Here is a 22,682-nt window from a genome sequence, read left to right on the forward strand (position 1 = left end):
GAATAAATGGAATTGTTTATACCGGATGCTTTTCTGTATGTGTCATTTGCGATTATGACGGCCTTTTTTGTACATGCGGCTATTAAACTAGCTACCTTTCAAACGCTACATAAGCATGTTTGCCTGCAGCAAAAAGACATGTATCTCATACAAAACGTAAATCTGTTACGCGCTCAGAATCTCATATACTGTGTGTATCATAAATTTAAATTTATACATTCTGTTCACAGACAAGAGGCAATAGGTGAACAAGATGATGAAGGTCCGCATTCGCCAGTATTTTTTTCGTTTAACTTAAAAAATACTGGAGGAATATAAATGTTAAAACATAAAAAGAAGCTTTTCTTTATTGCTGTTTCCGTTTTTCTACTTGCCGGCTGTGATTCAGCAAACGTGATTCAAAGTTCGCACACTCACTTTTTGGATCACTATTTTATTTATCCTTTTTCACTGCTCATTTTGTTTATAGGAAATACGTGGCTTCATCAAAGCGTTGGTTTTTCGATTATGCTTGTGACGGTTGGCGTACGTATGCTGTTGGCTCCTTTAAACATTCTTCAATATAAAAATCAGCTGAGCAATAAACGTATACAGCCTCAGCTTCAACAGCTAAAAGAGAAGTACAAAAATAAAGATCCTGAGAGTCAGCAGCAATATCAGCGTGAAATGATGGAACTGCTTAAAGAAAATGGAGCCAATCCTCTTATGGGCTGCCTTCCTTTACTGGTCCAGCTTCCGGTCTTTTCAATTGTGTACTACGCGATTAGACGAATAGATGAAATTAGCGCATCATCTTTTTTGTGGCTTGACTTAGGACATGCGGATCCGCATTTTATCCTTCCAATCGCTGCGGCATTAGCTACGTATTTGCAGACAAGAGTCATGCAAACAGGAGCAGAAGGAATGAATTCATCCCACGCACTGGTAGCTCAAATTCTTTCGCCTGTCATGGTGCTTTCATTTGGGCTATTTTCACCGTCAGGTCTCGTCTTGTATTGGATGACGGGCAGTTTGTTTATGATCTTTCAATCTCTTGTATTAAAAAAGGTTTTTCGAGAAAAGGCAGTGCTTGAAGCAAAATAAAGAAATTAAAAGGTTGCTTTGCTTGGAGCAGCCTTTTAATGAAAGGAGGGGTACAGTGAAGAAATACATCATTTCATTCGGCGTAACAATTGGCACCATAGCACTTTTATTTTTTATCGGAAATACCTTTCATATTTCGTTGCTTTCAGTTCAGTGGATTTATGTAAATGAACCGGAAAATTTTCAAATGGAAGCAAAAGGCGGTTTAATACCGGTAGCCGTTGGACTTATTCTTGGTTTTATAACAGACTACGTATTAAGTGAAAAAGAAAAAAAGCAGGGTCATCAATTATAGTGAAGAAAAAAGGATCTTTTATAGGAGATCCTTTTTTTATTTGCGCTTTTGATAAGTGGATAGGATAAGAATAGTACAGGCAGATGTTGTCATACATATTACGATTATAAAAAACAAACGAAGGAGTAATAAAGCTTTAGGTTGTCATCGACTTTTTGTAGTTTACTAGCTATAATTGGTAGTGAATATTCATTTTTGTAAAAAAAAGGTGATATTACGAATCATCATAGCGATTAGATTACACTAACTACTAATAGAGAAAGTGAAGTGAGCAAATGACAAATCTTTTAGAAGTTAGAAACATGGCAAAATCGTTTGGCCAAAATGAGGTTTTAAAAGATGTTTCATTTCATGTACCTCCTGGATCGATTGTAGGATTTATTGGTGATAACGGAGCAGGGAAATCGACGACGTTTAAGGCGGTACTAGGACTGATTTCAAGAGATAGCGGTACGGTCGAAATATTTGGTGAAGACAATTTAAATAAAGATGCGACGATTAAAGAAGACATTGGAGTCGTGTTTGATGCGATTAATCTGCCGGTTTCTTTAACGATAAAACAGTTAAACAACGTTTTTAAGAAACTATTTAAATCTTGGGAAGAAGCTGATTTTCACCGGTTGATTCATTCTTTTTCATTGCCAGAAGATAAAAAAATACATACGTTTTCACGCGGCATGTCGATGAAATTATCTCTAGCGGTAGCGCTGTCTCACGGTGCTAAACTATTGCTGTTAGATGAAGCGACAGGAGGATTGGATCCTTCGTCTAGAGAGCAGATATTAGATGAATTAAAAGCTTTTGTCAGCGATGGGAACAGCGGAATACTGCTTTCATCTCACATTATGAGCGACGTCGAAAAAATCGCGAGCCATCTTGTTGTGATTAAAAACGGTGAAATTTTATTAAATGAAGAAAAAGAGAAAGTGTTTGAGGAGTACGCAATTGCCGTTATGAAGGAAGAACAGCTGAATGTACTTCCTGAAGATGTAGTAGTGGCAAAAAGAACGTATGATACGTCTGCCCGTGTACTCGTATCAGATAAGCATCAGCTGCCAGAAGGAACTGTAACTGAACCGATGTCGATGGAAGAACTAAGCGTGCTTTTAACAAGGAGTGAACGATAAATGAAAGGTCTATTGTTAACGAACTATTACCTCATTCACCGAAGCTTTTTGACTTACACAGCGCTCGCCATAGTTATTTCTGCAGTCATCTTTTATTTTGCTGATCCTTCATTTTATCGTATTATAGCGATGTTAATTATTTTATTAATGGCAATGCCAGCGCTTGAAGTGATCAAACTAGAAAGCAAAACCGGCTATGACAAATACGTGCTTACCCTTCCAATTAGCCGGAAAAATGTGGTGCAAAGTCACTATATTTTTTACTTTTTAATTGTCGTCAGCGGAACCATCCTATCTTATGGTGTTTTCTCAATGTATTCGCTTATTTCCAAGCGTGCAGTAGAGAATATAGTAAATATCGTTTCGTTTGGTACATTTATCGTACTTTTCGCCGGTGCAATTGCTTATCCGCTTCTTTATGTATTCGGGGCAGAGAAATCTGACGGAATAGTACTTGGAGGTGGAATGGGCGGCCTTTTCGTTGCGATTGCTTTACAAGGAGTTGTTGGGTATATAGTTGAAATATTAGCAGCATCCAGCTTACCGATCGCTTCTTCTTTGCATGTTCCTATCTTATATACTCTTTTGGGGATGGTAATGTATATTGCTTCTTACTTTATTGCGCTGTTTATCTACCGGAAGAGAGAATTTTAGTATGAATTGATTTTGAAGTAAATACTACAAAGCGTTCTTTAAGGTTATTTATCATCAAATAATTCAAACAAAAAAACAGCTAGAACATTTGATAAACTAAGCAAACAAGATCTCAAAAATATAGCTGATATTATTGGTGATCAAGCTTAACTTATTAAGGTTTTCACAAAAGTTAATTGTGTCCTCTAGACACATGTATTATAGTAAAAGATGCAGTTTTAAAATGGGAAAGGAGATTATATGGGGAATTTGTTTAAACGTGCTTCAAACGTATCAAAAAACGCTTTTATTGCTACACTGATTTTGTACATAATTATTGTAGCGTGTTTTATTCCGTCAATTGTATTTGCAGGAGCTTTCTTTGCTATAGTAATTAAAATAGCAGCAGCACTTTTAATCTTAGTAACAATCCTAGGAATGATTTATTCGTGCTTCATTAAAGGCGGCCAAAAATTTCTTTTTTTACTGTTACATGCCGCTTCTTTATTGATTGTTTTGTTTAGTATCTCTGCTTTTATGCTCGCTAAAAGCGCTGAGTTGACATAGTGAAGAGGAATTACATATGCAAAAAGGCAGGAGAAATCCTGCCTTTTTTATTTTTGTATGATTTCAAGAGGACTCGTATGTTCTAGGGAGGCGCCGCTGACTATTTGGCTAAACTTGTTTAACAAGAAGAAAAGAAGGAAAAGGAAGAAAAAGGAGATGTGATAATTTGGAAATGATCATAGCTGTGACAGCGGGTATGGGTTTTCTTTTATCTTTTTACCTTTTTTATTTTTACCCTGTTATGAGTGAAAGAAAGGGGAAACCTTTGAGTGAAAGCCAAACCTATATGATAAGAGGGCTAGCCGTAATCGTTCTTTTAGCCAGCGCTATAGCGGGAAGTCATTTTACCTAAACAGGATTGTGCTATTAATCGGTGCATCTCTTAATTGCTGACAAATAAATCGTATGCTGCGACTATCAAGCTAGGCGGGGTGAAAAAGAGGGGAGGCTAATACAATGAAATGGTACAAGCACGCGCTTATTCCTTTAGCTATAGGCTTTTTAAGCTTTGTGTGTTTTATCATTTATAGTAAGGCAGCGGCAAATCCGAGTCTTCAGCTGAACCAGTCGCTGTTTATTTCGATTGGTATAGGTATTGGAGCAGTTCCAGTATCCTTTTTTGTAGAGTATCAAAAGAACAAAGAAAATAAAAAGTTTCATAGCTGAGTTGTTTGCCGAATGTCTCTTAGATCTTTAGTTTGTTGAAATGGATGTGATAATTTGTTTATTCTTGTGAAGATTGGTTTGTTTGCCTTCGTTATTTTACTTCACATTTCCTTTCGAAAACTGGTTTTGTATGCCCATAAAAAACAAAAGACATCTCCAAAAGAAGGACGAAGGATATTAATAGGGGGAGTTTTGGTTATTTTGATTATCCTGTTATCCATTTTAAACTTTTTAAAGTATTATTATGGTGATTAAGATATAGAAATAAAAGAATTGCCTCCTAGCAAGTAGGAGGCAATTCTTAATCGCTGTCTAGGTAAGGTAGCTCCGGTTTTAGTTTAAGCTCATACTACGATCATTTTACTTTCTTTCTTAGAAAGGTTGAAAGTCTTAATTAATCTTTTATTTCTTTTTTCGAAGGTAAAAACATTTATCTTTAATTACTCTTACTATATAAGCTGAAATGTAGATGGTACTTATTTTAAGTACTTATTTTAAAAGGGAGCTTTCTGTTAGCTCGGAATATACCAAGTTTGGCATTGTAATTTCAAGGAAATGCTTAATTACTAATGCGCATGCACCCAATTCATATGCCTTTTTTCCAGTTGAGGAGAGTAATAATTCACGGTAGTGACTTATAGAGGAAGAAAGGTTACTCTTAATTTTTTGTATAGAATCTGGATATCGAGAAAGTAATTCACTATCGATAATTAAAACTTCAGGATTGTAGATATTAATGACATTATTCAAACCAATTGAAAGGTAATGAATAAAATTCTCCATTTCTTGATGAGTTTCAATATCTTTTCTACTAAGCTCTTCTTCGATTTGCTTAAAAGACATATTAGGTGCTTGTTTCCTTTGGGAAAGGTTCTTTAAAAAGCTTGACTCAGATGCGTATTTCTCCCAGCATCCTTTGTTTCCACAGGCACAAAGCTCTCCATTTGGTTGAACAATCATATGACCAATTTCTCCTGCATAGCCATCATGCCCTTTAGATAATTTGTTGTTTATTAAGATTCCAAGACCTATACCTGAACGAAGCGTTATACATACTAAGTTATCAGATTTATGATGTGTATAAGCTCGTTCAGCAAAAGCTAGCAAATTTGCATTGTTTTCAAGAGAAACATTCACCTTTACTGCTGCTTCTAAGTCCTCTTTTAAAGCAATATTATGCCACTGCAACCTAGGGATGTAGTGAATAATTTCATCAGTGGTAACGAGACCATGTATCGAAATAGCTATACCAATCAGGCCGTATCTAGACATAAGACATTTATCTTTATAGTCATTAATTTTTTTTACTAATATATTAAATATATTTGAGTAATTTGTATCGTGTATTTTGACTTTATCTGAAGAAACTGGATGTCCAAGAAGATTAGAAAGAGTAAATGAGATTTGACCATAATCTAGATCAATTCCTAGTGCATATCCTGCCGTTTCGTTCAAAGATAACATTATAGGCTTTCTTCCAACGTTTGAATAGTCTTGCTGTGTCTCAATAATAATATCTTCTTCAAGTAGATTTGCAACTTGTGCTGAAATAGTAGCTTTTGTTAATGCTGTAACCTTAGACAATTCAGCTCGTGAAATCATTCCTGCCTCTACAATTTTGCTAATAATTAAAGATCGATTTAATTTTTTGATATAAGCTGCATCACCGTTAGGCATAAATATATCCTCCAAATTTTCGTTGACATTGTTTTTTTATTATAGCATCTTCGTGTGGAAAAATATTAATTGTAAAATTTAAAATATTTAATTGACTGAATTTTGTATACATGCTAAATTATTTCTATAATTAATTAGTTTAGTGAACGAACAAATTAATTATAACAGAAAATGAAAGTGTTTACATATCCTTTTAGCCATAAAGTCAATTTTGTTTCCTTAGGAGGAAAATAACATGAAAGAGTTTTTAGCAGACGATTTCTTACTATACACACCTACAGCTGTTGAGTTATATAAATACATTGCTAAAGAAATGCCAATTTTTGATTTTCACTGCCATTTAGACCCAAAAGAGATTTTAGAAAATAAACAATATAAAAATCTTACTCAGCTGTGGTTAGCAGGGGATCATTACAAGTGGCGAACAATGAGAATGAATGGTATAGCTGAGCATTTCATTACGGGAGAAGCTAGTGACTGGGAAAAATTTTTTGCTTGGGCAGAGACGGTTCCCACTTTAATTGGAAATCCGCTGTATCACTGGACTCACATGGAATTAAAGAACTTTTTTGGTATTAATGAAAGGCTTAGCCAAGATACGGCACTTGAAATTTGGAACGAATGCAACGAAAAACTGCAAAGTGCCGAGTTTACACCTCAATCGCTAATTAAGAAATCTAATGTAAGATTTATAGGGACTACGGATGATCCGACCTCTACTCTTAAATATCATCAATTGCTAAAGCAAAATTCTACGTTTGAAACAAAAGTTGTTCCAACCTTTCGTCCTGATGGAGCAATGTTTATTGAACGTCCAACTTTCCAGGAGTGGATCAAGAACCTTGAAGACGTAGCTCAAAAACAAGTAACATCTTTGGCATCTTTAATAAAAGCGCTTAAACAGCGAGTTGATTATTTTCATGATAATGGAGGAAGGGCAGCAGATCATGATATTCCTTACATGAAATACCAAGAGGTAACTCTAGCAGAAGCTGAAAGAATTTTTACGAGACGTATGAATGACGAACTTCTTTCACAAGATGAGTTGATTAAGTACCGATCGTTTCTTTTAAAAGAATTAGGAAAAATGTATGCTCGCAAACAGTGGGTAATGCAACTACATATTGGAGCCATGCGAAACAACAACACAAAAATGAAAAACCTTTTAGGGACGGATGCAGGGTTTGATTCGATTGGAGAAGCAGATATTGCACAAGGCTTATCAAAACTTCTTAATACGCTTGATCAAGAAAATGCGCTGCCGAGAGTCATATTATTTAATTTAAATCCTAAAGACAATTCTGTACTTGCCTCGATGATGGGAAACTTTTATGAAGAGGGTATTCCTGGAAAAATTCAGTTTGGCACAGCTTGGTGGTTTAACGACCATATTGATGGAATGGAGAGACAAATGAAAGATTTTGCTAACGTTGGGTTACTCAGTCATTTTATCGGTATGTTGACAGACTCTCGCAGCTTTCTCTCCTATGAAAGACATGATTATTTTCGTAGAATACTATGCAACTTAATTGGCGAATGGGTAGAGCAAGGAAAGGTTCCCAATGATTCTACAGTTCTGCAAGCGCTGATTGAAAATATTTCTTATTACAATGCAGAGAGATACTTTTTACAACGTTAACATGAATAAAGTTCTTTTTCTTATTACGGATAATTCTAATGTTACAGATTAAAAGAAAGGAGAGAAAAAGATGGGTATTTTGCAAGATTTATTAAAAGATATTCCTATTCCTAAAATGGCTAAGGTACAAGTGGCATTTGATGATACAAGAATTCATGACGTTCAACATGTATTAACGGAAAAATTAAATCAAGAAAACATAAAAAGAAGAATAACACCTGGAATGGAAATTGCCATTGCAGTAGGTAGTAGAGGGCTTGATCAAATAGTCGAAATGACAGCTACCACAGTACAATTCTTAAAAGGACTTGGAGCTAATCCTTTTATTGTTCCAAGCATGGGTAGTCATGGCGGAGCAACTGCTGCAGGCCAGCAAGAAGTTTTACGCCATCTTGGAATAACCGAAGAGAGTGTACAATGTGAGATTCGTTCTTCAATGGAGGTAATGGAAATTGGACGATTGTCCAATGGATTACCTGTTTTTGTAGATAAGCATGCTTCAAAAGCTGATGGAATTATCGTTGTAAATCGAATAAAACCACATACAGCTTTTCGCGGTCCGGTGGAAAGTGGTCTCATGAAAATGATTAGCATTGGTTTAGGAAAACAAAAAGGGGCCGAAGCTTGCCATCAGCTAGGATTTAAATATATGGCTGAAAACGTTCCTGCAATGGCTAAAGTTATTATGCAAGAACTTCCTGTTCTATTTGGCATTGCTAGTATTGAAAACTCATTTGATAAAGTAGCTGTAATAGAAGTATTGCCGTCTGAACAAATTGAGGATAAAGAGACGAATCTACAAATTATAGCTAAACAGCTTTTACCGAAACTGTACTTTGATGAGCTAGACGTGCTGGTTATTGATGAAATTGGTAAAAATATTAGTGGGGATGGAATGGATCCTAATGTCACAGGACGCTACCCAACTCCATATGCTCACGGCGGACCGGCTGTTAATAAGATGGTTGTTTTGGACTTGACTCCTCAAACAGAAGGAAATGCAAATGGAGTCGGAACTGCAGACTTTACAACTCAAAGATTAGTAGATAAAGCAAACCTAGAATTTATGTACGCCAATGGCTTAACTTCAACAGTTGTGGCGCCTACAAAAATACCTACTACGTTACCTAATGATCGCCAAGCCATTCAGGCAGCTATTAAAACGAGTAATATATTAGACTTTACTAAAGTAAAGATGGTGCGAATTAAAAATACGTTAGAGCTAAGTGAAATTGAGGTTTCTGAGGCATTGCTAAATCATATCCATTCTCACCCTCATATGCAACAAAGTTCAGAGCTGTATTCTATATCATTTAATAAAGAAGGAAATTTTTTGAGAGTGGAGGACAGAAATGAAACAATTATTTGATTTAACTAAAAAAACTGCAGTCGTAATTGGTGGAAATAGTGTTTTAGGTTCATCTATAGCGATAGGACTAGCTAATCATGGAGCAACAGTTGCTATTGTAGGACGTAATCTAGAAAAAGCAGAAGATGTAGTAAAGGAAATAGAACGTAATGGAGGAAAAGCAAAAGCTTTTCAAGCTGATGTCAGTGATCGTGGATCTTTAATTGAAGTAGCTAGTGCTATCGAGAAATGGTCAGGAGGGTGGGATATTCTTCTTAACGCTCCTGGTAAAAATAGTGGAACTCCTTTTTTTGAGTTAGATATGGACGAATGGGATGACATTATGGATGTCAATCTAAGAGGGATTGTACTTACGTGTCAAATTTTTGCTAAAAAAATGATTGAACAAAAAAGAAAAGGCAGTATTATTAACATTTCTTCTGTTTCTTCCACTACTCCGTTATCTAAAGTATTTACGTATTCTGTGTCAAAAGCCGGTCTTAATAGCGTAACGCAATTTTTAGCTAGAGAATTAGCTCCGAACGGTATTCGGGTCAACGCAATTATTCCTGGTTTTTTTCCAGCAGAACAAAATAAAAAATTACTAAGTTCAGAGAGGATAGAGTCAATTATGGGACATACACCTATGAAGCGATTTGGTAAGCCAGAAGAATTACAAGGAGCAGCTGTTTGGCTTTCTTCTGAAGAAGCTTCTAGTTTTGTAACAGGAACCCTAATACGGGTGGATGGTGGATTTGGAAGCATGACAATTTAAAAGCATTGTCAAAGACGGGAGGATAAGAACATGTTGGGCAAAAAATACGAGATTTTAACTTCTATTCTTCGAGATATGGAATCAGTTGTTGTAGCTTTCTCCGGAGGAGTAGATAGCACTTTCTTATTAAAAGTGGCTGTTGAAACATTAGGAAATGAAAATGTGATTGCAGTAACTGCAGATTCGGAGACCTATCCATCAAGTGAACTAGAAGAAGCCAAGGTGCTAGCAAGGCAAATTGGGGTAAGGCATCAGATCATTGAGACATCAGAATTAGCTATTCCAGGATATTCGGAAAACAATAAAAATAGATGTTATTTTTGTAAAAGTAGCTTATTTGATCATCTGAAGCCAATTATTGAAGAATATCAATTTAAAACGATTGTATATGGTGCTATAGCAGATGATATGAATGAACACCGACCTGGCATGAAGGCTGCAAAGGAAAAAGGAATACGAGGGCCTTTACTAGAGGCTAATTTGTTTAAAAAAGAAATTAGAGAGTTATCTCAGCAATTGGGGTTACAAACTTGGAATAAGCCTTCATTTGCTTGCTTATCTTCTAGAATTGCTTACGGGGAGTATATTACGAAAGAAAAATTAACCAAAGTAGAAAAAGCAGAAGCCTACTTAAAAGAACTAGGTGTTAGTCAAGTGAGAGTTCGAACCCATAAAGAGATTGCTAGAATTGAAGTGGAACCTCGGGATATGACCTTTATTATGGAAAGGAACAGCATCATTACTATGAAATTGAAGGAGCTAGGCTATAAATATATTACATTAGATTTAACTGGTTATCAAAGTGGTAGTATGAATCAAGTTTTATCAAAAGTGGAGTAGAGGAACTAACTTCATTGAATAAACAATCTAAGGTGTGTGACGAACAATGATAAAAGAAATTTTGAAACAAGTTCAGCAAGGAAAACTAACTGTGGCAGATGCTGAAAAAGAGTTAGCTACATATGAGGATCTAGGGTTTGCTAAGGTAGATTATCATCGAAAAAAACGTCAAGGTTTTTCAGAAGTGGTATTTGGTGAAGGGAAAACAGCGGAACAAATCATTTCTATTGTTAAAGCGCTTCAACTGAAAGATAAGTCGGTGCTTGTGACGCGAATATCAAAAGAAAAAGCAAATCAAGTGCTTGAAGCATGTCCAAGTTTTGCATATAACGAAGTAGCAAAAATTCTCTTTTGGAAGGACTCGGATCAGGATTCTTTTTTTGAAGGATATATTGCCATTGTTTGTGCAGGAACCTCTGACTTGCCTGTGGCAGAAGAAGCTGCAGTAACTGCAGAAATACTCGGGTGTAAAGTTCGCCGTATTTATGATGTAGGAGTAGCTGGTATTCATCGACTCTTAAATAATATTGAAGAGATTCAAAATGCTACTGTGACAGTGGTAGTAGCTGGTATGGAAGGAGCTCTTCCAAGCGTTGTTGGTGGATTGGTTTCCCATCCGGTCATTGCTGTACCTACTAGCATTGGTTATGGAGCAAATTTTAACGGATTATCAGCTTTATTAACTATGCTAAATTCATGTTCTTCCGGAATTAGCGTAGTTAATATTGATAATGGGTTCGGCGCTGCTTACAACGCTGCTTTGATTCACCGATTAATTCAAAAAGGAGCTAAACATGATGAGAACGCTTTATCTTGACTGCTTTTCAGGCATTAGTGGTGATATGTTCATTGGTGCACTTATTGATGCTGGAGGAGATCCAACTCTTTTAGAAGAGGAGCTTCAAAAACTAAATATTTCTGAAGAGTATAAATTGAGCTGGAGAAAAGTTGTGAAAAATGGAATCTCTAGTACGAAGTTTGATGTAGAACTATCGGAAATAGCTGATCACAAGTATGATGATGGACATCAACATAATCATAAACATGAAGATGTCGACCACAATCACGAACATGAGCATAGCGACCATCATCACAAGCATGAGCATAGCGATCATCACGAACACAGCCATCACCATAGTCATCGTGCTTACCAAGATATTGTAAAGCTAATCGACGGAAGTCAATTATCTCAAAAAGTGAAGGAAACTTCGTTAAACATTTTTAGAAAAATTGGGGAAGCTGAAGGTCTTATTCACGGTATTTCGTTAGAAAAAGTACACTTTCACGAAGTCGGAGCTGTAGACTCAATTATAGATATTGTAGGAGCTTCTATTTTAATAAACAAACTAGAAATTCAAAAAATAAAATCATCACCTGTTTGTGTAGGTGCTGGTAAAGTACATATTGATCATGGGATTTATCCAATCCCTGCACCTGCTACTTTAGAAATATTAAAAGGTGTTCCTCTTCAGCAAAGCAATATAAAAAGCGAGTTAACCACGCCTACAGGTGCAGCTATTATATCAGTGCTTTCAGAAGAATTCTGTACAGTCCCTTCCATGACAGTACAATCAGTAGGGTATGGAGCAGGAACAAAAGATTTTGAAAAACATCCTAATGTGCTCCGAGTAATGATTGGTGAGGAAAATTGAAAGTCTGAAGTATCATATCTCAAAGTAAACAAGAACTAAAAGAAAGGAGAGACTATTTTGTCTTCACACATTCCTCCTAACTTGGAGCACATCGATCGTAAAATGATAAAAATGGAAGTGAATCTTGACGATATTTCTGGCGAATTACTGGGATATATTATGGACTTGCTTTTAGAGTCCGGAGCCAACGACGTCTTTTACACGCCTATTTATATGAAAAAAAATAGGCCGGGGGTTTTGCTTCAGCTGCTTTGTGCAGAAGCGTATGTAGATAAAATAAAGGAGATTTTATTTCAGGAAACAACAACTTTGGGAATTCGCTATTATCCATTGTCGGTTCATCGGCTGGAACGAGAATTCCATAAAGTAGAAACCGAATGGGGAAGCGTTACAGTAAAAACCGGACTTATGAAAGGTGAAGTTGTACAAAGGGCACCAGAATTTGAAGATTGTAAGTTCATTGCTGAGACTTACAGCGTTCCTTTAAAAAAAGTATATGAACAAGTATGGCAAGAGTTGAAGAAAAGAGAAAATTGATGCTTTAAGTTTGTGGGCTACTAACTTAAAAAAAGACATCTGAAAGGAGTGTGATAGATTTTAACTATTGAAACATCTATGTCTACTTCTTAATGAAAGGGTTTACAAAAGGGGATTGTAAATGGGAGAAAGAGGGGATAGTTATATGGCATTACCAGTGGTTCCAAGTAAAAGGCCAGTAGTTACGGTTTCTAAAAAGCTAACTTTCAAAGAAAAGATGTCTTATGGTTTTGGTGATATTGGTAACGGACTTATGTTTGATATGGGACAGTTATACCTTCTAAAATTTTATACAGATGTTTTGGGAATCTCTGCTTACTGGGGAGGGCTAGTATTTTTAATTTCTAAAATATTTGACGCGTTTGCGGATACAAGTGTTGGTGCATTTGTAGATTCAAGAACAAATATCTCAAAAAGAGGAAAGTTCCGACCTTTCATTTTATGGGGAACAGTTCCTCTAGCATTAATGACGGTCATCTCGTTTTTGGCTCCAAACTTTTCAGACACCGGAAAGATTGTTTGGGCATTTGCCACCTATATGGGATTTGGGCTAGCCTATTCATTTGTTAATATCCCATATGGTTCTTTGTCTGCAGCGATGACACAAGATCCAATTGATCGTGCATCTTTGGGTTCATTTAGAGCAATTGGTAGTCAGACAGCTCTTCTTATTTCAGGAGTAGTGGTAATTCCTATTGTGCTACAGTTTGCTAATAAAGAAGTGGGGTACATCGTGGCTATATCTGTAATGTCAATATTCGGAATTTTGTTTCATTTAATTTGCTATCGTAATACTAAAGAAAACGTTATTAGAGCCCCAAGAAAAGAAAAGGTGCCTTTATCTAAACTATTCAAAGCATTGTTTTCAAACCGCCCTCTTATTGTATTGTGTTTAGCAGCGTTATTCATGATTGCTTCTTCCAATATTCGCAACGCTGTTCAGTTGTACTATTTGGAGTATAATTTAAAAAGCCCAGAATTAATGTCAATACTTTCCTTTTTAAGTATAGGGCTTGCTGTAGTTGGTTCAATGTTCATCCCGGCAATGGTAAAAAGAATAGGGAAGAAAAATACATTTATGCTTGGGCTTTTAGTTTGCATTGCCTGTGATGTTTTAAATTTTGTATTACCAACGAGTACAGTAACGTTTTTAACTGTTTTTTCATTAGGAAACTTTGCATTAGCATTTGCGCTTGGTCTACCGTGGGTAATGATTGCTGATTCCATCGACTATCATGAGTGGAATTCGGGAGAACGTACAGAAGGCATTGTTTACTCAACATACAGTTTCTTTCGAAAGCTTGCGCAGGCTTTGGCAGGTTTTATTCCAGGAGTTGCACTGAGTTTAATTGGGTACGTTCCAAATATTCAGCAGTCTTCAGATACATTGTTAGGTCTTAAGGGGCTATTATTTCTTGCTCCGGCGGCTCTTAATATTATTGGGTTAATCATTTTATTTTTCTTTTATAACCTTACAGATAATTTATACAGTAAAATTGTTGCCGACTTGAAAGAGAGAAGCAGCTTTAACTAAAAAAATTTGATAAAAAGTATTTTGAATAGGAGCTACTAAAGACAATATTTCTAAACTTTTATTAGGAAGCAGCTTGACATACCATTTTATAATACATGCATAGTAAAGGAGATACCACATGAGTATTAAGGAAAATTATCAATTTACTTTCATAAATGAAACTGATAACATTCTTCAATTTGAACTAACAGAGAATAACATATATGCGAAAATTATGATACTTGAAACAGATATTATCAGGATTTTGTTTACAGACGGTGAGGAATTACAACTAGATAAAACTTGGAGTGTCGCACCCGGGCAGTCAGATGTTCCATTGGAGGGGCGCAAACGTTTGGATACAAGCGGCTTTTCACTACCAAGCTATGAGTTTAGTAATAATAACGGTGAATGCACCGTAGAAACCTCAGCGTTAAAGCTTAATGTTGATTTAAATGGATTTAAGATTAGCTGGTTTTATCGTGAGGATTCTGGGTGGGTGAATTTTGCGAATGACCGAAAAACTCAGGCGTATAATTTTGATGGTTCACTTGGTGAGGGGATTGTTCATTATTTAAAGCGTGATTTAGATGAACAATATTTTGGACTAGGAGAAAAGACAGGATCAGTTGATAAACATGGAAAGCGCTATCGAATGCAAGCAATTGATGCAATGGGGTACGATGCAGAATATAGCGATCCTCTTTATAAACATATTCCTTTTTACATCACAAGGCATAGAGAAACAGGATTCTCATTTGGGGTCTTCTATGATAATTTGTCCAGTTCAATTTTCGAACTAGGTACGGAACTCGATAACTATCATGAGCTATACAGATACTACCAAGCTAAACAAGGTGATTTAGATTACTATATTATTGGAGGTCCAAAAGTTAAAGATGTCACCCGGAAATTTTCATGGTTAACTGGACAAACAATCTTTCCACCGAAGTGGAGCTTGGGGTATTCTGGATCGACAATGAGTTATACCGATGCTCCAGATGCACAAATGCAGCTAAACGAATTCTTAAAGCTGTGTGAAAAACATGATATCTTATGTGATTCATTCCAATTGTCGTCGGGCTATACGTCAATTGAAGATAAGCGTTATGTATTTAATTGGAATCAATCAAAAATTCCTTCGCCAAAAAAGATGGTAACCGACTTTCATGATAAGGGTTTACGTTTATGTGCAAATATTAAGCCCTGTTTATTAAAAGATCATCCCTTATTTAATGAGTTAAAAGAAAAAAAGATGTTTATAACAAATAGTCGTAACGAAGAACCTGAAATGGCACAATTTTGGGATGAAAGAGGTGCTTATTTAGATTTTACCAATAAAGAAACCTACGACTGGTGGAAAGGGCAAGTAAAAGAAAAGCTATTGGATTATGGAATTGATTCCACTTGGAATGATAATAATGAATTTGAAATCTGGAGTAAGGAAGCCATCTGTCACGGCTTTGGGAACAATAAAGAGTTTGAACTGATTCGTGCACTTCATCCACTGCTTATGATGAAGGCTTCCTATGAAGCACAGTTGGAACATAACCCTCAGTTGCGTCCTTATTTAATATCACGATCCGGTTCTGTAGGAATGCATCGTTATGTGCAAACATGGACAGGCGATAATCGCACCAGTTGGAAAACGTTAAAATTTAATATCAAGATGGGGATAGGGCTAAGTTTATCCGGTATTTATAATTTTGGACATGACGTAGGTGGATTTTCTGGCCCTGCTCCTGAACCAGAATTATTCGTGAGATGGATACAAAATGGAATTGTTCATCCAAGATTCACTATCCACTCTTGGAACGATGACGAGACAGTTAATGAACCTTGGATGTATCCTGAAGTTCTAGACTCAATTAGGGAATTAATCAAATTTAGAACAAAAATAATTCCATATATTTATAGTGAGTTGCGAGCAACCTCTAATAGCTATCATCCTATTATAAGGCCTACTTTTTATGATTTTGAACATGATGAAACTACCTTTGAAGAAAATGACGATTTTATGCTAGGCGAGGCTCTGCTGGTTGCTTCCGTTGTTGAAAAAGGAAAGAAAGAACGAGAAGTGTATTTGCCAAATAATCCTGGAGGATGGTACGATTTTCATCTTGGAACATGGTATGAAGGGGGAAAAAAGGTTGAAATTCCAGCACCTTTACACTATACGCCGTTACTAGCTAAGGCGGGAGCAATCATCCCGATTAATGAAGCAGAAGTAACTTTTTCAACGAAGAATATGGATGAAAGAGGATTTTTATTATTCCCTTGTAGAGGAAAAGGGAAGTCTTCTTATAGCTTATATGAAGATGATGGGTTAACAAACGAATATTTGCACACATTTGCGTACATTCATGTTGATATGGAAACTACAGAAAATGAGATTCAAATAAACATTAATAAGGAAGGTTCGTATGAATTACCTTATAACCAGATTACGTTTCACCTTCCGGAAAAAGAGCAGCGCAAGCTAACTATCAATGGATTAGATCAAAATGTTGGAAAAGGAACATTTAACTATAATCTGAGCTGTTAATAAATATAATCATAGACCCTATAGCTACTATAGGGTCTAGTTGTTTTTATCTCTACATTTATAGCGTAGTTGAGTAAAAAAATAGCGATAGGTATCAAAAATTGTACGACTAGAAGCCGCTGTTTCAAGCCTCTACCTAAGGTCTATGTGGACAAAAACTTCACTACTTGTTCAATTTATCGGTCTTAAAGCTTTATATAGAGGCAAGCGTAAAGATAAATATACGTGTTTTACATAATTTTGACTAAAAAATAACTAAAAGAATAAAAAGTAAGGATTTTTAAGAAAATTTTAATAACTGTCTAAGAAACTTCTAATTTCTTCTTTATTTTTTTGTAAGTTGTCTCCTTTAAGATAGAAGTAATCGAGTAGCCCACCTTATTTTGAACGAATGGAAGTGAAATAAGGTTGTATGACCAAAATACGAATGGGTAACCTCACTACTTAAAATGGAGGCTGATGTACACTTATGAATCTAGAGGTTTTTCGAAATTACTCCTTGCAGCATTTGAAGAAAGATATACTATCGGGTATTGTTGTTGGTATTATAGCCATACCTTTGGGATTAGGATTTGCGATAGCTTCTGGAATATCGCCTGTTACAGGACTGTATACAACGATTGTAGCAGGATTGCTAATTGCTATTTTAGGTGGATGTAGGTTTCAAATCGCTGGACCTACGGGTGCGTTTGTTCCTGTTTTATTAGGAATTGTATTGCAATATGGTTATGAAAACTTATTAATTGCCGGCTTTATGTCAGGGATTCTCCTTATTATCTTTGCGCTATGTAAAGTAGGAGCTTTAATCAAGTATTTTCCGTCTTCTATTATTGTAGGATTTCAGTCAGGAATTGCGCTGATTATCTTTAGCGGGCAGATACCAAACTTCCTTGGGCTGCACGCGATTGACAAATTTCAGTTTTTTCATTTGAATATAAAAGAGATTTTTGGTAATTTACACTTCATCAACATCTATAGTATCGCTACAGCAGGATTGTGCTTAGCTACGATTTTAATTGTTCTTTACTTTTCACCCAAGTCGCTTGGGATGTCTTATTTACTCGGAATTATTGTATCAACGGGCTTGGCATCTTTTTTCTTTTCCAATGAGTTTGAAACCATTGGTTCCATTTATGGAGAGATACCTCGTCATTTCCCGGCGCCAGCGTTTCCGGATATAACAGTGGAGAGGGTGGTCACTCTTTTACCTTCTGCGTTTGTGATTGCTATACTTGTAGGGTTACAGTCTTTGCTGACAGCTCGCGTTGCGGATGAAATGACAAAATCAAAGCACAGCAGCAAAAAAGAACTGATCGGTCAAGGAATTGTAAATATGGTAACACCGCTGTTTTCAGGTATTCCCGCAGCAGGAGAGATTGCAAGAACTGTTACCAATATTAAAAACGGCGCTTCATCTCCAATTGCAGGAATGACGCATGCTATCTTTGTGTTAATCGTGCTGTTAGTGCTAGCGCCGTATGCTTCATACGTTGCGCTTGCCAGTCTTGCGCCAGTTTTAATGGTCGTAGCATGGAATATCAGTAAAAAAGAACAGTTTGCAAAGGTGATAAAAGAAAAATCATTTCATTCACTGGTTTTACTTACGACATTTTCGTTAACAGTGTTTACAAACTTGACAATTGGAATAGCCGTCGGGTTGTGCTTATGTGGTATACACTTTATGGTGAAAAAGAGCCGCGAAAAACAAAAGCTATTAAGAAAAACAGGTTAACGTAAGGTAGAATAATACGCGAAAAACCCCCACTGTAAGCTTGCACAGTGGGGGTTTTTATAGTAACAAAAAGAATATCTCAATTATTTTCCTTCAAACCAGCAGCGGGCGTTATCAAAAAGCATATGCTGAATCTGCTGTTCCGTTAAGCCTTTTCTTTTTAACTCAGGCACGACTTCTTCTAATACAAAGCTCATCGACCATTTTGGAAAACGTTCTTCAATCACGCCTTCTGGAAACCAGTCCATTGTACAGCAGTAGTCTTGTGAGAGAAACATGCGGTTTGAATAGCCTTGTTTAGCTAACTGGATGACCGTATTATTTCTGTTTTCAGTTGAACATTCTCTAGTCAAGCCGTAGCGGTCCATACCGATAAAAGCACCTTGCTTTAATATGTTTGAAATATACTCAAGGTTATCTGTATCTCCTGTATGTCCAATCAGAATTTGATTTGGATTAGCACCTTCTTCAAGTAAGATATCAAGCTGTTTTAAGCCTGTGCCGCTTGCCGGATGTGAATGGGTCATAATCGGCACGCCCGTTTTTTTATGAGCTCGTGCGACAGCGCGCATTACTTTTTCTACATCAGCCGTTACGCCAGGTGCATCCGTAGCGCATTTTAGAAAGCCTGCTTTAATCGACGTGTTTTGAATGCCGACTTCGATATCTCGAACAAACAGGTCTGCCATATAGTCAATGCTACGAGTTTGAAAGTGGGTAGGAATGTAGTTATACGTATAAATTCCTGTGGCTGCGATGATTTGAGTGTCTGTTTCACGGGCAATTCGCTCAATAAAACGAATATCGCGTCCTTGTTCCATCACCGTAGGATCACAGATTGTTTTAACTCCAAGCTTCTTTGCACGATTTACTTGTTCGACTGCTTTAGCGATTTCTTGTTTCTCATCATATAACTGAGGAAACTGTGCGTGAACAGATTCAGAACGAACGCGCATATGCTCATGGATTAGTGTTAGCCCTAGTTCTGACGCATCGACTTGGCCTGTTACAGAATTGATAAATGTCATGTGACGATTCCTTTCATTATATACCTGTAAATCAAACAGCTGGTGATTAGGTACAGTTTTCCTATAATCTGTTTTTATAGATAGACTTCTGTTATAAAAAACACATATTGCATTATACAATATATAGGTTGTCTTACACAACACGCGAGACTTTTACTCACTATGACAAAAAATCCTTCTTTCCAAACAGGAAGAAGGATTAGTTATATTGATGATTACCCAGCATTTACACTGTAATTATCACCATTTAATTTACGGAATTTTAAATAGCTGCCAACTCTCCAAATGACAATATATATAAAAGCTAGTGTCATCGTCAAGACCGCGAAGTCTATGGAATCTAAGCCTTTGAAGTACTGGCTCAAAGCCATTCTTATAAAGATAATGGCGATAATTACATATTTAAAATTCTTGTTTGGCTTTGAATAAATAAAGCCATCTTCTCTTACTTCATAGTCTGTTTGGCTAAGCATAATGAGTCCAAATATAATACCTAATACACCAGCAATCATCATTTCCCAGTAGGGTGGTAAGTGAAATGATTGGCCCGGTATGTGCATCATCTGACTTAGACTAAGAGAAAATGCAATGACTATAAAGAAAATAGGTGCTAATATACCAAGTCCATTCTTTTTAATGGGCTTATTTTTCTTTTTCATTTTTCTCCAAATAATGAATCCAATAAGAGCGATAACAAATAGATAAATAAGCAGCATTTCCATCGTCAGTTTGCCTCCTTTTTCAGTTCTACGTTCTTACAATCCACTATTTAGTATAAACAATAAAAGGATGAAGATAAAAGTGCATTCTTTCATTTTTTACACATGAGAATTCTCACTATTTTTTAGGGGTATCGTTTTATGGTTTATACGTCTCATTACTGTTTCTTTCTTTTTTACCACAATATGTTAGAATTGTAGAAAACGAGAAAACGTAGTGCAAACAAATTTTGTTTACAAGCTGCCACAGTTATAGAGGTGAATGAGTTGAGGCTAGGAAATCAATTAAAAAAATTAAGAGAAGAACAAAAAATGTCAGAAGAAGAGGTTGCTGAACAGCTGAGTGTATCGGTACAGCACATACATAAATGGGAAGGTAATCAGAGCTACCCTGATATCCAACAACTTTTAAACTTAAGCGACATCTATGGAGCAACTATTAATGAGTTTATTAAAAATGATGCTGCGTTACAAAACAGAATAAACATTCAGGAAGAAGAAAAAGAAGACGACGATAAGCTGCTTCACCCAGGCTTTTATATCGGAATTGGCCTCATGTTTTTTGGGAATTTTCTGAGTCTCATCATCGGCAATCTTATGATTATGATGGTGACAAACATCGCTGGAATGTTAATTATCTGTTTTTATAAAGAAATCTTAAAGCTTTTGAAAGGTGTCAAAAAAGATTTTTATGAACAGAAATAAAAAGCAATGTTATGTAATAACACAAAAACGATGAGGTGTACAAGGTGAAAGAGTTAAATTTAAATTTTATGACCATCTCTTTTTTATGTTTAATCAGCTATTACTTATTTCGAGTGGGTGCATACGCTTTAGCGAGAAAATATGTAGATAAAACGTCTGAGGGAAGTGTTTTGAATTGGGCTGTAAATGTACTCGTGAGAGGCGATAAAAAAATGGAGTTCAGTGATTACGTCACATGGGCAGGGTTTTGTGCATTTTTGTATCTTGTGTAATCACAGTAAAAAAGGAGGAACGATCTTCTTATTTTAAAAGGAAAAAGCGTTGCCTCACATGGTCTTTGAGCTTGAATGATAAAAAGGTGAAAACATATAAAATCCTTAAAACGAATATAGGTTATCAATGAAGCCTAAAGTAGAAAGGTAGTGTAGTGATGATCAAGTCAAAGCTTTTATGGAAAGTTATTGGCCTAGAAATCTTAGTTATCTTTTGGTTTGTGGTAAACGGTGCATACGTGAGCATGACGCATCCTACTGCACATTATCTTCAGTTTTTAGGAGTTGTCCCTTTAGCAATAGGAATAGCTTTTTATCTAACAAAAACAAAAAAGTGGCAGCATTTTTTCTCCTTTCAACAAAACATGTCCTTTAGAACAAGAATCCTCGTTCTTTCTCCGCTTCTTTTGTATTTGCTTATTATCCTCATCGGGAACAAAGGTGTACACGGAAGTTCTACTGCAGATATTGTTCTTATTTTGCTTACCCAAACTCTAGTCATAGCATTTGTAGAGGAGATGGTATTTAGAGGATTTATGCTGAATTTGCTGTTATCAAAAAGCTATAAAGTGGCGGTTCTTCTATCATCGTTCCTATTTGCCTTTACGCACAGTTTGAATATGCTAAGCGGTCAATCGGTAGCAAATACAATTTTTCAAATTTTATTTGCATTTGTTATTGGGTTGGTCTTGGCTTTACTGATCGTTAACGGTCAATCGATTGGAGTGACGATTGTATTTCATGGCTTAAATAATTTTCTCCAGTTTACAAGCCCTGTCAACGCAAATGATTCTTTATTTGTTAATTACGCGCTGCTTTTATTTTTAGGCGGATATGCCTTTTATTTATGGAATCGAAAATCTACTTTATCTGTTTCTCAACATCAAGTTAGTGGCTAATGCTAATTAAAAGAGGTTGTGACAAAAGTAGTGTAGTTGAAGGTGAATCCGAACAAGGAATGGAGATTCTTGATGGAGAATCAAACTCGTTCGGATTTTTTGTTATTGGGATGAACGTAGATTTCGTTTATGTGGGTACGTGCGTCTAGCAGTTGATTGGAGGGCAAGGCGAAGACTCCTGCGGGAAAAGCGGAATAGGTGAGACCCCGCAGGAGCGTAAGCGACGAGGAGGATCAGCGGCCGCCCGCGGAAAGCGAAGCCTTGCACGGAAATCAACAGCGGTGTAGCGAGTGACCCAAACTAGCTCATGTATCCGATTTGCTCGCCTTTAGATTGAATTGCTTTAGTTGTGTCTCACTCTCTTTTTAGTGTTTCGAAGCAGGTATTAATCTACCCAAAGCTGAATAACTTCTATGGCTAATGTTACTAA

23 protein-coding genes and 1 pseudogene are annotated in these 22,682 nt (G+C 36.3%); 21 read left to right on the plus strand and 3 right to left on the minus strand.

Annotated elements, in window-relative coordinates; all coding sequences use genetic code 11:
- Positions 1-6: 6 nt before the first annotated feature.
- The 8 genes from ACH6EI_RS07230 (at position 7) to ACH6EI_RS07265 (ending at position 4,371) form a co-directional block, all read left to right on the plus strand.
- Positions 7-318 (plus strand): hypothetical protein, encoded by a 312-nt coding sequence (locus ACH6EI_RS07230; protein WP_098999186.1) that lies wholly within the window; start codon positions 7-9, stop codon positions 316-318.
- Positions 319-1,083 (plus strand): membrane protein insertase YidC, encoded by a 765-nt coding sequence (gene yidC, locus ACH6EI_RS07235; RefSeq protein ID WP_098999187.1) that lies wholly within the window; start codon positions 319-321, stop codon positions 1,081-1,083.
- A 55-nt stretch (positions 1,084-1,138) separates the two neighbouring features.
- Positions 1,139-1,378 carry a hypothetical protein gene (locus tag ACH6EI_RS07240; RefSeq protein ID WP_034268427.1) on the plus strand — a complete coding sequence of 80 codons (240 nt, stop codon included), beginning with the start codon at positions 1,139-1,141 and terminating at the stop codon, positions 1,376-1,378.
- 275 nt (positions 1,379-1,653) lie between these two features.
- A complete protein-coding gene (locus ACH6EI_RS07245) occupies positions 1,654-2,505 on the plus strand; it encodes an ABC transporter ATP-binding protein (RefSeq protein ID WP_098999188.1) in 852 nt (283 codons plus the stop codon).
- Positions 2,506-3,159: an ABC-2 transporter permease gene (locus tag ACH6EI_RS07250; RefSeq protein WP_098999189.1), complete on the plus strand. Its 654-nt coding sequence runs from the start codon at positions 2,506-2,508 to the stop codon at positions 3,157-3,159.
- A 240-nt stretch (positions 3,160-3,399) separates the two neighbouring features.
- Positions 3,400-3,705 carry a hypothetical protein gene (locus ACH6EI_RS07255; protein ID WP_098113683.1) on the plus strand — a complete coding sequence of 102 codons (306 nt, stop codon included), beginning with the start codon at positions 3,400-3,402 and terminating at the stop codon, positions 3,703-3,705.
- 166 nt (positions 3,706-3,871) lie between these two features.
- The gene (locus ACH6EI_RS07260; protein WP_047750373.1) at positions 3,872-4,057 is read left to right on the plus strand and encodes a hypothetical protein; all 186 of its coding nucleotides are present in this window, start codon (positions 3,872-3,874) and stop codon (positions 4,055-4,057) included.
- 104 nt (positions 4,058-4,161) lie between these two features.
- Positions 4,162-4,371, plus strand: a complete 210-nt coding sequence (locus tag ACH6EI_RS07265; RefSeq protein ID WP_098999190.1) for a hypothetical protein — start codon at positions 4,162-4,164, stop codon at positions 4,369-4,371.
- Between the two features lie 489 nt (positions 4,372-4,860).
- On the opposite strand, the gene ACH6EI_RS07270 is transcribed toward ACH6EI_RS07265, so the two are convergent.
- Positions 4,861-6,048 carry an ROK family protein gene (locus ACH6EI_RS07270; protein ID WP_014459076.1) on the minus strand — a complete coding sequence of 396 codons (1,188 nt, stop codon included), beginning with the start codon at positions 6,046-6,048 and terminating at the stop codon, positions 4,861-4,863.
- Between the two features lie 235 nt (positions 6,049-6,283).
- Between ACH6EI_RS07270 and uxaC the strand changes: the two genes are divergently transcribed.
- From uxaC to ACH6EI_RS07315, 9 genes and pseudogenes are all read left to right on the plus strand, one after another.
- Positions 6,284-7,687 carry a glucuronate isomerase gene (gene uxaC / locus ACH6EI_RS07275; protein ID WP_099331186.1) on the plus strand — a complete coding sequence of 468 codons (1,404 nt, stop codon included), beginning with the start codon at positions 6,284-6,286 and terminating at the stop codon, positions 7,685-7,687.
- 70 nt (positions 7,688-7,757) lie between these two features.
- Positions 7,758-9,056, plus strand: a complete 1,299-nt coding sequence (locus ACH6EI_RS07280; RefSeq protein ID WP_397377038.1) for a nickel pincer cofactor-dependent isomerase, group 22 — start codon at positions 7,758-7,760, stop codon at positions 9,054-9,056.
- A complete protein-coding gene (locus ACH6EI_RS07285; RefSeq protein ID WP_099331184.1) occupies positions 9,040-9,810 on the plus strand; it encodes an SDR family oxidoreductase in 771 nt (256 codons plus the stop codon). The genes ACH6EI_RS07280 and ACH6EI_RS07285 overlap by 17 nt, the downstream gene beginning before the upstream one ends.
- 30 nt (positions 9,811-9,840) lie before the next feature.
- Entirely contained in the window at positions 9,841-10,650 is an 810-nt protein-coding gene (gene larE / locus ACH6EI_RS07290) for an ATP-dependent sacrificial sulfur transferase LarE (RefSeq protein ID WP_099331183.1), read from the plus strand.
- 46 nt (positions 10,651-10,696) lie between these two features.
- Positions 10,697-11,467, plus strand: a complete 771-nt coding sequence (gene larB, locus ACH6EI_RS07295; protein ID WP_099331182.1) for a nickel pincer cofactor biosynthesis protein LarB — start codon at positions 10,697-10,699, stop codon at positions 11,465-11,467.
- Between the two features lie 25 nt (positions 11,468-11,492).
- Positions 11,493-12,839: pseudogene (larC, locus tag ACH6EI_RS07300) on the plus strand (nickel pincer cofactor biosynthesis protein LarC).
- Between the two features lie 145 nt (positions 12,840-12,984).
- Positions 12,985-14,373: a glycoside-pentoside-hexuronide (GPH):cation symporter gene (locus ACH6EI_RS07305; protein ID WP_048019648.1), complete on the plus strand. Its 1,389-nt coding sequence runs from the start codon at positions 12,985-12,987 to the stop codon at positions 14,371-14,373.
- A gap of 118 nt (positions 14,374-14,491) precedes the next feature.
- On the plus strand, positions 14,492-16,897 hold the full coding sequence (locus ACH6EI_RS07310) for a glycoside hydrolase family 31 protein (protein ID WP_098999198.1): 2,406 nt from the start codon (positions 14,492-14,494) through the stop codon (positions 16,895-16,897).
- Between the two features lie 469 nt (positions 16,898-17,366).
- Positions 17,367-18,629, plus strand: a complete 1,263-nt coding sequence (locus ACH6EI_RS07315; RefSeq protein WP_099331180.1) for a SulP family inorganic anion transporter — start codon at positions 17,367-17,369, stop codon at positions 18,627-18,629.
- Between the two features lie 83 nt (positions 18,630-18,712).
- Here ACH6EI_RS07315 and ACH6EI_RS07320 read toward each other — a convergent pair whose 3' ends face one another.
- Both ACH6EI_RS07320 and ACH6EI_RS07325 read right to left on the minus strand, forming a co-directional pair.
- The gene (locus ACH6EI_RS07320) at positions 18,713-19,657 is read right to left on the minus strand and encodes a phosphotriesterase family protein (RefSeq protein ID WP_099331179.1); all 945 of its coding nucleotides are present in this window, start codon (positions 19,655-19,657) and stop codon (positions 18,713-18,715) included.
- A gap of 215 nt (positions 19,658-19,872) precedes the next feature.
- The gene (locus tag ACH6EI_RS07325) at positions 19,873-20,379 is read right to left on the minus strand and encodes a CcdC protein domain-containing protein (RefSeq protein WP_176521448.1); all 507 of its coding nucleotides are present in this window, start codon (positions 20,377-20,379) and stop codon (positions 19,873-19,875) included.
- Between the two features lie 255 nt (positions 20,380-20,634).
- Here ACH6EI_RS07325 and ACH6EI_RS07330 point away from each other — a divergent pair, with 255 nt between their 5' ends.
- The 4 genes from ACH6EI_RS07330 (at position 20,635) to ACH6EI_RS07345 (ending at position 22,539) form a co-directional block, all read left to right on the plus strand.
- Positions 20,635-21,081, plus strand: a complete 447-nt coding sequence (locus ACH6EI_RS07330) for a helix-turn-helix domain-containing protein (RefSeq protein ID WP_223546196.1) — start codon at positions 20,635-20,637, stop codon at positions 21,079-21,081.
- 44 nt (positions 21,082-21,125) lie between these two features.
- On the plus strand, positions 21,126-21,353 hold the full coding sequence (locus ACH6EI_RS07335) for a hypothetical protein (protein WP_098113691.1): 228 nt from the start codon (positions 21,126-21,128) through the stop codon (positions 21,351-21,353).
- Positions 21,354-21,511: 158 nt separating this feature from the next.
- Entirely contained in the window at positions 21,512-22,252 is a 741-nt protein-coding gene (locus ACH6EI_RS07340; protein ID WP_098113692.1) for a CPBP family intramembrane glutamic endopeptidase, read from the plus strand.
- A 152-nt stretch (positions 22,253-22,404) separates the two neighbouring features.
- Positions 22,405-22,539 carry a hypothetical protein gene (locus ACH6EI_RS07345; protein ID WP_261763710.1) on the plus strand — a complete coding sequence of 45 codons (135 nt, stop codon included), beginning with the start codon at positions 22,405-22,407 and terminating at the stop codon, positions 22,537-22,539.
- Positions 22,540-22,682 lie beyond the last annotated feature (143 nt).

This window comes from Priestia sp. JSM ZJ58, from assembly GCF_044383985.1.
Taxonomy (GTDB): Bacteria; Bacillota; Bacilli; order Bacillales; family Bacillaceae_H; genus Priestia; species Priestia zanthoxyli.